Annotated in this window: 8 protein-coding genes and 1 pseudogene; 3 read left to right on the top strand and 6 right to left on the bottom strand. The window is 56.0% G+C overall.

Annotated elements, in window-relative coordinates; all coding sequences use genetic code 11:
• Positions 1 to 452: 452 nt before the first annotated feature.
• Positions 453 to 728: pseudogene (locus HDG37_RS38185) on the bottom strand (Tn3 family transposase); the annotation flags it as partial.
• Between the two features lie 1,073 nt (positions 729 to 1,801).
• On the opposite strand from HDG37_RS38185, the gene HDG37_RS38180 reads away from it, so the two are divergent.
• A complete protein-coding gene (locus HDG37_RS38180) occupies positions 1,802 to 2,629 on the top strand; it encodes an FkbM family methyltransferase (protein ID WP_260335279.1) in 828 nt (275 codons plus the stop codon).
• 629 nt (positions 2,630 to 3,258) lie between these two features.
• Positions 3,259 to 4,296: a glycosyltransferase gene (locus tag HDG37_RS38175; RefSeq protein WP_184056659.1), complete on the top strand. Its 1,038-nt coding sequence runs from the start codon at positions 3,259 to 3,261 to the stop codon at positions 4,294 to 4,296.
• A gap of 507 nt (positions 4,297 to 4,803) precedes the next feature.
• On the opposite strand, the gene HDG37_RS38170 is transcribed toward HDG37_RS38175, so the two are convergent.
• Positions 4,804 to 5,049 (bottom strand): hypothetical protein, encoded by a 246-nt coding sequence (locus tag HDG37_RS38170; protein WP_184056656.1) that lies wholly within the window; start codon positions 5,047 to 5,049, stop codon positions 4,804 to 4,806.
• Between the two features lie 283 nt (positions 5,050 to 5,332).
• Between HDG37_RS38170 and HDG37_RS38165 the strand changes: the two genes are divergently transcribed.
• Positions 5,333 to 6,892 carry a hypothetical protein gene (locus HDG37_RS38165; protein WP_184056652.1) on the top strand — a complete coding sequence of 520 codons (1,560 nt, stop codon included), beginning with the start codon at positions 5,333 to 5,335 and terminating at the stop codon, positions 6,890 to 6,892.
• 403 nt (positions 6,893 to 7,295) lie between these two features.
• Here HDG37_RS38165 and HDG37_RS38160 read toward each other — a convergent pair whose 3' ends face one another.
• The 4 genes from HDG37_RS38160 to HDG37_RS39935 all read right to left on the bottom strand — a co-directional run bounded on the left by HDG37_RS38160 (position 7,296) and on the right by HDG37_RS39935 (position 11,615).
• Entirely contained in the window at positions 7,296 to 8,300 is a 1,005-nt protein-coding gene (locus HDG37_RS38160) for a glycosyltransferase family A protein (protein WP_184056649.1), read from the bottom strand.
• A gap of 51 nt (positions 8,301 to 8,351) precedes the next feature.
• Positions 8,352 to 9,398 carry a glycosyltransferase family 2 protein gene (locus HDG37_RS38155; RefSeq protein WP_184056646.1) on the bottom strand — a complete coding sequence of 349 codons (1,047 nt, stop codon included), beginning with the start codon at positions 9,396 to 9,398 and terminating at the stop codon, positions 8,352 to 8,354.
• Between the two features lie 103 nt (positions 9,399 to 9,501).
• Positions 9,502 to 11,238, bottom strand: a complete 1,737-nt coding sequence (locus tag HDG37_RS39940; protein WP_260335278.1) for a GMC oxidoreductase — start codon at positions 11,236 to 11,238, stop codon at positions 9,502 to 9,504.
• 35 nt (positions 11,239 to 11,273) lie between these two features.
• Complete coding sequence (locus HDG37_RS39935) at positions 11,274 to 11,615, bottom strand: hypothetical protein (protein WP_260335277.1); 342 nt, start codon at positions 11,613 to 11,615, stop codon at positions 11,274 to 11,276.
• Between the last annotated feature and the right edge of the window lie 733 nt (positions 11,616 to 12,348).

Raw genomic sequence — 12,348 nt, 5'->3', positions numbered from 1 at the left:
CGTCCGCACCGTGCGGCTCTGACAGCAATGCTAACCCGCGTTTGATTCCGTTGCGGCAGGCCAGCCTCTGTCCCGCAGGAAGTCATACTGCCTACCAGGTCCAACACAAAGTGCCTAACGCCCTCTAAGTTGTCCCGGACTCCGCACTACGACGCTTCTAACAATTCGGGCGTCCTGCCTTGCGATTTTGGAATGAGGTGCGACGAGGCATTATGTGCGCTGGAGCCTCGCACGTGCCGGGATGCGCGATCCGGTGCGCGTCTCGTCCGAGCAGCCCTGCGCAGGCAATCCCCCCAGCTATTTTCTCCCAACCCCCGAAAACTGAAGGTCTCCTTTAAACCCTCACGGACAAGGCTTCCCGGGCCAGATGAATGGCGGAACTGGCGTCCTGAAAGTCGCGTGTGTCAGCCTTCCTCATCCTCCTCTTGGGCTGCCGCCTGCAGCGTGCGAGCTCAGTACTCGGGGTCGGCGTAATACGAGGCGGGCGCGTCGATGTCGACTGGCGCGGTCGCGGCGCCGAAATCCATCGCGCCGAACAGGTTGACGTGTCGCCAGGCGACTGGCGACACGCCTGCGATGAATGCCATCGTGGCCTTGTCTCCCGCGGCCCGCTTGTGCTCGTGGACGCGTGACAGCAAGGCCGTGTTGTAGTGAATGATGGGGTGCGCGATCAGACAGGCGCACTCGTTCCACAATTGCTGCTCGGCCTCGATATGCACGCGCAGCTTGCAGCAAGCGTTTGTTAGGTTCGGACATTGAAAAGGCGGAGGTAGGTCGCCGTTATCCATACCCATACTACGGCTACTGGCGGCCATGGCCATGACAGCGAGCCTGAATGCGCTGTGTGTATACACGCTGCGGTTCGAGTGGTGCAGAGTCGAGTTTCTACGGATGCGCGCCGAGTTCTTTAAGGAATCGAACGTTCTCAACGACTTCGGTGAGCGTCGTGGACCCGCAGTTTTCACTCCGCGGATATCAGAGTGCAACACTTATGCAGAGAGCAATGCGCGTGCCCGAGCAGCTTCTGGAGCGCGAGTGCCGGGCATTCCGTCGCATCCGCGCTTTCAGGTTACGCCCATTGTCCTGGTCCGATTGACGTCATGCCGAAATATTCGCAGGTTCGGACCCGGTACCCGTCCAGTGTCTTTTCGCGCTGAAGGAGCGCATCGAGAAGGCGTTCGTCGGGGCGAACAGGTGATGCCGCCCCACATTGCGAATCTCCACGTATCGCATCTCCAGCCTCCGACAAACTCCCCCGATCCGGAATCGCGGGCAGGCATGTTATCGCCCTGACGTATCAAAGCCGATGCACTCCTACTGATAAGGGCTCTGTTAGAAACCGCCAGATTTTGCACGAAAAGGACGAATACGCCGGCCGGCGAGGATCCACGTATTGCTTAACAGCGACTTGTTGATGCGTTCGATGTATCCTATACCAGCTTAGCGAGCTTTTGACGGCTCCAGATACTGTGCAGTGTTTCGATGACCATGGCGTCAACGCATCAGGATCGCATCAAGTGCGGGCGAGCATACCCGCCCGTTAGTCGATTGCATACGACCGGTGAGGCCTACTGTGAAGAAAGTGAGCGTTACAAACACCGCAGTCTTTGACCCGAAGAAACTTCTCTTCTCAGCGGCGAGTCTCGCAACTTCCGTGCTTCCTGTGAGGCTTAGGCATGTTCTGGCTACGTCACTCCTGAACGACCCGTCGCTTGTAAGGCAATACGGATACCGCTACCTCTCGGGACTGGCAGGGAAACTAAACGTCGTACGGCTCTCCGCATCCGGAGAATACGGGACGATGTCCAGCAGTTCTAAGGACGTCTGGATACTGAGAGCATATGCCGAAAGCGGTCGCTGGGCATTTCAACTGTCAGAAAGGTTGGTTGCGTTTTTCTCAGGGACGGGGGGGACCTACCTCGACATAGGTGCCAACATAGGCATGACGTCAATACCGATCCTCCAGCAAAATCCTGCGGTGCAGTGCTATGCGTTTGAACCTGAGCCGGTCAACTATCAGAATCTCTTGCTTAACATCTCGGTGAACTGCCCTTCATCGCACATTCGGCCTTTCCAAATGGCGTTGCATGAACGGAAAGGCATGCTTCCCTTTGAGATTTCCGACACAAATCTGGGCGCGCACCGCCTTCACGTCGAAACCGGTCTTGCGCCCAAATTGGCTGAGAACAGCAGGCGAGTCACAGAAGTGGCGTGCGAGAGACTGGATGATCTGCCGATCGAATTGCGTCATCCCGTCTTCGTGAAGATCGACACAGAGGGCGCTGAACCTTTTGTGGTCGCTGGCGGCCGGCACACGCTTGCTCAAGCCGATGCAATCCTTCTGGAATGGCACCCCTACAATATGGCGCGGCTTGGCGCTGACCCGACCGTTGTCTTGGATTTCCTCGAGACGCATTTCCAATATGGCGAAATTGAGCACACGGATGCGAAGGCAGGGCAGCCTGGAAGACGCGGATCGATCAAGGAGATCACAGGACAGCTTGCCGGCACAATAGAAGAATGGAAAAACGATCCGTCCCAATACCTCGACATAATTGGAATTCGTAATCATAACGGCGTCGCTGATCCTGTAGGCACAGACCGTATCGAAGAAAGCGAAATGCCATAGTGCTGGGCGTGCGCTTGATGAGTGCAACAACGATACCGCAACTGCGGTTTGACGAACCCTGAACGCTTGTTGAACGGATGTAAGCGATAGAGCACAGCCGACTTTTTCGCTGCAATTGTGTCGGCACTGATCTGAGGCGTCTTTTCTCTAAGAAACGATTCCAATAGGGTCGAACGAGCAGAAGAGCCTGTCCTTTCCCCACTACCATGGGAAAGAGATGACGAATCATGTCGCACAAAGGCGACAGATCTTCAACAATCTCGGTCAGCGCGTTAAATGGCTTCGCGATAGAGACTATATTGCAACCCAGTCGATGCGGCTGGTGGACCGCGACCTGCGTGGGCGGATCGTGCTGTCGACTGGTTGCGCCACGACGGCTTCAAGGCTCTGTGACGGAATGCCTATCGACGCGTAGTTTCTGGCCCTGTGGTTCCTTATCCTGACCTTTTGTTGCACTTTATCGCCGCACTCGCTAGTCATTACAGTGGCACGATCGCCAGAAAGTGCCATATTACGGCCGCGCGGATCAGGCTTGACAAACGGAGCGAGACCCGTCGGCAGCGCTGTTGTGCATGACCAATTGCAGCGCTTTTTGCACAACGCGTCACATTTTTGCAATCCAAAAGACCATGAGCTTTAAGGGCGAAAATCAAGCCTCCGGGGGGCCTCCTGGTGGGTTCGACCATAGCGAAGAATGCGCAACGAACCGCATCGTGAATCCTGCGTCGGCACCCTCTGTCAGTGTCATAATGGCCAACTTCAATGGAGCGAACTGGATCAGACAAGCGATCGAGTCACTCCAGAGACAGAGTCTGGCAGACTGGGAACTCATCGTTGTGGACGATGCGTCAACCGACGCGAGCGTAGACATTGTTTGCGCCGCTGCCAATAATGACCAACGTATCGTTCTCCTCACCTCGTCGTGCAACGCAGGGCCGTCGGTGGCACGTAATCGTGCGCTGGCGTGCGCGCGAGGACGCTGGGTCACAATCCTCGACAGTGATGACCTGTTCGCGGACCGACGCCTTGAGTCATTGCTTGCAAAGGCGGAGTCGGACGGCGCCGGGATCGTAGCTGATGACTTACTCATCATGAACCAGAGCGGCTTGCTCACGGGGTACTCGCTGCTTGGACTGCGGGCCTCCAGGACCTTCGATGCAGTTGCGCTTGTCAAGGCGCCGCGTCTCGCCTATCTCAAGCCTATGACCAGGACTGAGCTTTTAACCGAGCTTCGGTATGACCAGCGGCTTCGCTCTGGCGAAGACTTCGATCTCTTGTTGCGCGTGTTGGTGAAGCACGATGCACGAATGGTCGTTTATCCGGGCATGGGTTATCACTATCGGCGACGTGGTGATTCGCTCTCCACCGACAAGTCGGCGGATCGACCGGCGCTTCGAGGCATGCTCGAAGCGAATGCCCGTTTCCGTGCATCGTATGCTCTGTCCGGAAGATTAGCCGACGCGTGTGCGCATCGGCATCGATCACTCGAAACCTCGCTTCGCTGGGTCGATGTCACCGAAGCGGTTCGTGAAAGGCGCTTCGCGACAGCCGTTTATCACACAATAAATCATCCCAGGGTCCTGAGATGCGCCGTGCAATTCCTCAAGAAACGCCTTTACCTTCTGGTACTCGGAAACAAACGCCGCTCCAAGACATTAGGGCTTTGATCCGAGTGACGTGGCTCATTGCATTCCCGCCGAATTTATCGACGGCCTTAATATCGCTTACGTTGCGAGGGGGAACTCGCCACGAACTCATTAATCACTCGATAATCGTCGGTAGTTTCCTGACATCAACGAAATGAATCACGTTCTCGAACTCAATTGCCTCGATAACCGCCGCTGATCAGCATTGAATCCGCCGCGTGCAAGAGACGATTTCCCGCAGCGATCGCCTGTCAGCGATTTCATTCAGCATTGCAAGGCCAAGCTTGCATGCCGCGCGAGCGATGACCAGATTGCATTGGTTCGGCCTTACTCAAGCACGAATACACCACCTCGGCTCGCCCGACCCAGCGCACAGCGGCTACGATAAGACACAATTTCCTCGCCAGTGTATTGCAGCTTTGTTTGTCGCAATAATAACGAGGCACAGTTATTGCTCCCCCTCGCTCACCCCTGATCAAAGTAAAACCTACGCGAATTAAAAGGGTCGAAGTGGCAAAAATAATAATATTACCCCTCTGAGGGTCGTAAGAAAATCAGAATATTCGTAAGATCAACTGCGACGGGAAAAAATTCTGCTTTTTGCCCGAAAAAGGCTGATAGTTCTTTGACGGGAAGGGTTTTCCCGATACGATTGGTGCGTCCGTTGGCGGCAATGAGAAAAATTTGCCGGGCAGCCGGGGGTAATAGTCCTTCGGGACAACGTTTGCGTCGCACAAAGCCGTAGAAGATGCCGAGGGCAGGCATCGCAGCCACGTCGTCTCCTCCGTTGGTTGAATCCTCTTGACGCGCGAATCAGCTCGCCGTGGTACTGGCTCGCGCTCGCGCGTCTGTCGAATGGATAACTTCAAGCGAACGGTTTTTTAGCGGTGTGGTAACGGTTGTAAAGCGGTGTCTTAAGGGATTGAGGATTTTCATCGGCTATAGGGAAGGCGAAGAAGAATAGTGGGCGCCTTGTCAGAAATTTGGTTGTCCTAAAGGCAGAAAATAATATTTAAACTTTTTTGGGGAATTTTTTCCCGCGCTGGAATAATTCAAAATGGTAAAACGACGTCAATTTATTGGTGCCCTCTCGGCACTGGGTGGAAGCGCTCTTTTGAGCGCATGCGGCGGTGGCGGGTCGGACACTAGCGACAATGCGGCTGGCGCCACAGCCCGGAATGCAACCGCGACTGCAAAGGCCGCTTCTGGTAACGGCACGGCAATGCCTCCGGCAAGTTCTCTGATCGACGGCTCGGGCAACACCTGGACCATGACGGGCGGCTCCGTTTATAAAAACGGAGCGATAGCAGGGAACAACTACAACGTCACAGTCGCGATGTGCTACAACGGCAACATCTACGTTGAGAACGCGAGCGCGCAGTGGTTCCAATGGACCGGCACGGCATGGATGTCCTGCCCGGATCCGCGCGTGGTCACGACGTCCCCGGACGGCACCACGATGCCGTCGGCAACGAGCATCATTGACTGGACGGGCGGGGTCTGGACGTTGACCAATGGTGTCATCTCCAGGAGCGGCGCTGTGGTGGGCATCAACTACAACGTGACGCTCGTGCTCTGGTACGGTGGCAAGATCTATTGCTGCAATACGAGCGGTAATTGGTACGTGAACACGGACTGTTCCGCTCAGTGGCTCCCATGTTCCGATCCCCGTACTCCTGTGGCAGCTGCCGCAGGAAGCTTCTATGGTGTGAACGGGCATTACGACTACACCTACACGCCCGCGCAGGTCGTCTCGACGCTGAATGGTTTGCGCTGCACGAGCTATCGCGTCGGCTGCACGGCGGATCCCAGCCAGCTGAATGCCGTGGTCAAGCTGGCGCAGGCGTTTCAATCGGCCGGGATGACGCTGCTCGTATTGATCAACCAGGGTCTGCACGACAGCAACGGCAATCTTTTCGCAGGCGAATCGGCCGCGTACAATGCCGCCTATTCGACCGCCACGGCAGTAGCCAGTGCGCTAAAGCCGTATGGCGTCACGCTGTACGAATGCGGCAATGAGTTGACCCGCGACCCTGCCATCATCATCGACTACACCTACGCAGGTACGAAGGTGAGCGATTTCAACAATGCAAACTGGCCTGTCATGCGCGGCGCGATGCGCGGCATGATCGACGGCGTGAAGTCGGTTCAGCCTTCGGCGAAGTGCGGTATTAACTTCTGCGTGGCCGACATCGCCGCGGCCGACTCGTTGTGGGAAGGTACGCAACCGGACCGGAGCAGCGGCTATCCGAAGGTCCGCTGGGATATCACGACGTGGCACAACTACGAAGTGTACGGGGACCTCTTCTCCATCGGAACGGACGGTGCAGGTCCCGGCTTCGATCTGCCGACATACTGCAAGGCGCGTTACGGTGTGCCGTTCTTCGTCAGCGAGTGGAACACGGGTCCGGAACAGACCGGGGCTCATCGGGCCAATTACATTTCGTCGCAGTTGGGGGGCTTCTATCAGGCACGAAAGACCCACAACATCCAGACCGTCATGTACTACGTGCTCGATAGCGGCGACAACACGTTCGGCATCATGCTTAACGGTGCACAGTTGAACCCGGCGTACAGCGCATTCCAGAGCTTTACGTCGAGTAATCCGGACAACTGATCGAATCAACTCCCCCGTTTGCCAAAGACCTGGCTACCCGCTGCTTATGCGGGGGAGCCAGGTTTTTTAGTTTACATCCACTGTTTTTCAAAAAAAAGTTCAACTTTTGGAGGCAGTTAATTTTTTTCAAGTGGACACGATGCTCCGCCAGCGGATTTTCTGAGCGCCGTCTGTATCCTGACTGTACCGAGATCGGACAGTTTGCCGCATGCCGCCCCACAACCGCTGGAATCTGCTTCCCCGACTTCCAGATCGAACCACAACCGATCATCCGCCTGTCGCTTGCAGGTCATCTGGCCTGCACACGTGACGTATGCCAGGTCACCTGGTTTGGGACGATTCTCAGTACGGTAGTGTAGCGCGGAGGCCGCCCTGCTTCGCGTTAGTAATTCAGACGCTACAACTAACGGGCGTTACGGCGAGCCAACGGATTACAGAGGTAACGGACCGCGTAGTCAGCGATAGGCGAGTATGGAACCAGACAGAGACTGGACAGCACCAACGTTCCCACCTTTTTCTTTAGGCTCCAGAATGGATTTGCCAAGATCGTATGAAAATAAGCATGCGAATCGCTGAACATCCAGCGCCATCTGGTCGTCAACGGCGCCTGATAGACACACGAGCAGAAAATGGCCCTTTCATGCGCGAAATCGTAAAAGTCGGATGGCAATTGCATTCCCAAGCGGCGGGATGCCATTTCACGCAGGGTTGCCCACCGCGACGCGAGCGCTCTCGGAGCCTTTGTGGTCGAATCGGAGTTGGCAAATGACACGCCTCGCCCTCTGCTATGAGATACCCGGTATCCGCCGAGCGACATCGGGATGCTCGAGACTGGCCCGACGAGAGCCGCCCCATAGATTGCGTAAAAATCCGCACCATACCGGCTGTTGGCCGTTTCCGGGACGGGGAAGATCTTCCTTAGCGCAGTGACGCTATACGCGTTCCCAGACGCCGGGGGGGACGGATAGAGCCATCCGTCCAGCAAAGGCTTTCGACAGTCACCGTCGATTCCAGAATGAGGTACATAACCGCCCGTACATCTGCTCGTCTGGTCAATGATGTCTAGGCGGAACTGTACCTTTGCAAGATTCTCCCTGTTGAAGCGCTGCATCACTTTGGTCACGGCATCAGGATATAGCACGTCGTCGGCGTCCAGAAACAGCACGTGGTCCGTCTCGACGAGATGAAGTCCCAGGTTGTAGGCGGATACCTGGCCGCCGTTGTCCTTGAAAATGGATGTGATGCGCGATCCGTAGCGTTCCATGATTGCGCGAGACCGATCTGTCGATCCGTCGTCGATGACCATGACACGAGTGTGCACGTAGTCCTGCGAGAGCGCCGAATCGATCGCCTCGCCCAGAAACTGTTCGTAGTTGTAGTTGCAGATCACCACGGTCATTTCTTTCATGACGACTCACACAGAAGACCAGAGTGCGATGCAATGGATTGGAGATTCCGTTCAAATGAAACGGCGCCGGATAAGCGTACTCGCAACGTTCTTGGGTGCGAGCAAGGTGGCGATGCTCCAACCCGCAATCAGAAAGCGAAAGCCAGGACGCTCGAAACTTGCACGAAAGGGGATGGATAATGCATCGCGTAGGGCGCGGACTCGGCTGTCTCCAGGTAGCGGATGCTGTTCCGGTGTGAGTCGCAACGATGCAACTCGCAATTGAAGCAAATGAGGTGCCGAAAACAGGGTGCTAAGCGGCGGTGGCGGCAGGCCGGTCATTCTGCAGGCTTTACAGGCGGCATTGTGACGTTTCAGTGCACGTGAGATCTCGCGCCCGAAGTTACCTGTGTTCGCGCTCATAGCGCTGTCGTTCTCGCCATGCATACGGTAGAGCACCAGTGGCGCAGCAATTGTCTCGATGTCGCCCATGTAGGGGGCCATGGCGATGCACGTCGAGTCCGTGAATGAATCGCAACTCGCATCCAATGGAAAGATTCTCTCGAGAAAGCTGCGTGCCCAAGCGTTTCCCGAGCCCGGCGGAGTGGGATATTCTGAGGTCTCATACGCCCAGTGACGAATCGCCTCCGACGACACTCCCGGCGGGACCTTCGGAATTACGTTTCGAATCTTGGGAATCGCGTTTCGTATGGGGCGTCCCTCCGCGTCGACCCGCTCCATCAACACCTGCACCTTGCTGAGGCCGGTGCGCCAGACCGAAGCAATCGAGCGCAACGCGCCGGGCACCAGAACGTCGTCCGCATCGAGGAAGATGACGACGTCGCCCGCACTCCTATCGAAGCCCACGTTGTTGGCTTCCCGCTGGCCACCATTTTCTTTAAAGATGGCCGTTATCTGTTCGCCAAACGAACGAATGACCTCCGCGGAGTTGTCGGTCGAGCCGTCATCGACGACGATGACTTCCCTGTTGGGCCAATCCTGTGCCAAGGCGCTTTCAATCGCTTGCCGAACAAAACGCCCGTAATTGTAGTTGGCAACGACGACGGAGAAAAATAGTTCAGCGCGGTTTGTGAGACATTCGCTGTATCGAACTTTCATCGAGCACCTCTAGTCCGGTTCGTGCTGACGCACCTTTCAGCGAAACAATAATGGTACGCCTTCGGCCCTGACAATAAGCCACCGGCCAAAACGCTATGTTCACTCACCTCATGCAACCAGACGCGTCCTCGTTGCGGTCGGGCGGCGACGTGACGCTGAGGAAACTGTCCAAATCACTCCCGAACCCGAATCCAGTCGAGCGGAGCTTGCTGTTGTCGGGGCGACAAAAGCCCATTGGGAAACGTCGAGAGATGCACTTACCCATTGCGAGTCCTTTCAGAAGATCGAAAGCGAGCGGCACATAAAACAGCGTCCGATGACCAGCCCGATGATAGAACTCCTTGTATGTGGGTGAAGCTGTGTCCGCAATATTGAATGCATCAATCCCGGTCGTTGTGCCGCCGTTTAGCGAAATTTGCAATAAATGACCGACGGCCCTGGCAACGTTACGTGTCGAGATGTAATGGCTATTGCGGTACATCCTCACAATTCGTTTGGCGCGCCCCCATGCGAGGGATTGCTCGAGATAGCCCGAGCGTTGTGCCAGGGCAATCCTGTAAACGTCGACATGCATATGCTGAGCATACCTTGAGAGTACGTTTTCTCCCGCTCGCTTGCTCCGCGCATATTCACGCATGGTACGGCCCTCGAGATATTGCTTTTCGAGCGGCAAACCCAGGTTGATCAATGGGTCGCTTTCCGTCACTAGCCGTTTCGTTGGAGACCCATATACCGCCATTGAACTCGCGTGACCGAAATATTTAATACCATGTCGCACGCAAGCCCGCACGAATCGTTCCAGATTGACTTCGTTGGTCACATGCATGGCCGGTGTGCCTGGACCACTTGCCGCCAGGTGAATCACGGCGCTGACTCCAGTGAGCAGGCTGTCCAGATGAGCATTAACTAGATCGGCTTTGGAAAAATCTGCGCGTAGCCACTCGACGCGGGTCTCATTCGGTAGCTTCCGATGGAACTGGCCCCGCACTCGATAGCCTTTTGCAAGCAGCTGTTCAACGATCGCAGTTCCGAGATTGCCAGTTGCACCCGTGACAAGCACGAGGGGACCGTTGTCACTTGCGCAGAATGCGCTCTTCAGTTCCGCAAGCCGGCGCGATGCCAAGCGTTCTCGCAGTTGATCTGCGAGCCCTATAGACAGCGCCATGGTCATCAACGTCGGATTGGTGTGGCCACTGGTTGGGAAAACGGAGGTTCCGGCTACGTAAAGCCCGTTTATTCCATGAACCTGGCAAGTCTGGTCCACGACGCTTGATGCAACATCTAGCCCCATCTGCGTGGTGCCCGACGAGTGCCCCACATTGGGGAGGGCGATTTTGGCAGGGTTGCCCGCAACGACCGTCGGCGACAATTGGAAACCGTCTATTCCGGCGACTTCGAGCTCCCTTGCCAACAACGATCCTAGCGTCAATATGCCGTGCCGCAGTTGCTCATCTGCATCCCAGGTAACTCTTGCTATTGGCAACCCGAGGCGGTCGCAATGCTCGGAAAGGGTGACACGATTTTGCGGCAGTGGCGGCTGTTCGCAGACAATGTCTAACGTGACCTGTTCAATCTTTCTCGCGGACCCCTTGGCGATATAGGCGCGGGCCACAGAACTCTCATTTAGCAACGCTGCCAGGTCTATGAGGCAGCGACGGAGTCGCACTGGCACCTTCTTACGCTCCAACAACATCCGGCCAATGTGACTTACCGTAAGCAAAGGACTTGTGCTTACCGTTAACAAGTCGGCTGCACGTTGTTCACCTTGCCATTTTTCTAGCCTTTTTAGCGCCTGGATTGGATCATCTGGGGAGAGGTGCACGGTTGCATAGACGGCCATATTGGTCAGACGTTGCTGCTCCTGGACGCATGGGTTTATTGACAACCCGTGCGAATACATGAAGGCACGATGTTGAGCAAATAGGGAAAAGAGCCAAACGTCGATGCCGCTCGACTCTGCGACGGCCTCGAGAAACTTCCCAACGACATGCTTGGCTGACCCATCAGGTACCGACCCACTACATCGTGTTTGTTGCCTACTGCCGCACCGGTGCCATCTTTAGAGAGAAGAAGTATGCGTGCGTTCTCCACCGTGCCAGCGGCGAGCGCGACATATTCGGCACTGACGAAGCAATGCTTTTTGCCCGATAACGAAGAAACAACTTCCTCGTGGCTTTCTCTTCGGGATTCGTCGTCGAGTCGCAGGGCATCAGTCATATTATCTGTCGATGGCACTATTTGCCAGAGACAGGAAGAAAAGGAGTGCAACGCCTCTACCTCCGCCGGCACCCTCGGCCTGAGGGTCATCCAAAAGCGATGATCCGTCAGCAGCGGGCCCACGTCAAGGCGCCTCGCTGCACGTGCGGTGTAATGTGTCAGGGCGTCCCAACCCAACGGCCACCCTGAATGGGGCACCCATTCGCGGTGGGACAAGTCGACAGCGTCGAATTGCGCCATCTCTGCCGCGCGCGCCATTGAGAAGCCGCCAAAGACACGGCACCGGACGTCATACCTATGATTATTAGGCGAGCGAAAGTTCATCTGTTCAGAGCGCGACCCATCCGGTCTGTAGTCAAGCTCCTCTCGGCCGATGTTATCTTGAACCGCTACCGCATTGAGTGCTTCATGACCGGGTGTGTTTCTTCCAAACCGCCGCTTTCGACGATCAGCAAACGCAGGCCTTGGCCCGACAATTCGCGAGTATAGTCCGTCCGGCGACGCCCGACCCGACGATTAATAGATCAAACGCCGTCCCATCTATTTTTGCACCGCTGTACTCCTCAAAATCGATGTAACGAGTCATGGTCTATCCTTGCAGTTTTTGACAGGATCCTAGGCGCCGGCCAAGCCCATCTCGTTACCGTGAAAGCTGGGTAACACGGGCGCGCACATGCCCGCTCGCGTGGCCCGCGAGTAAAAATATCGCCATGCCCGACCCCTCGTTGTGGCG

The sequence above is a fragment of the Paraburkholderia sp. MM5384-R2 genome, from assembly GCF_014201025.1.
In the GTDB taxonomy this organism is placed as follows: domain Bacteria; phylum Pseudomonadota; class Gammaproteobacteria; order Burkholderiales; family Burkholderiaceae; genus Paraburkholderia; species Paraburkholderia tuberum.
The sequence above is the reverse complement of the archived record's forward strand: the minus strand, read 5'-3'. Positions and strand labels throughout refer to the sequence as shown.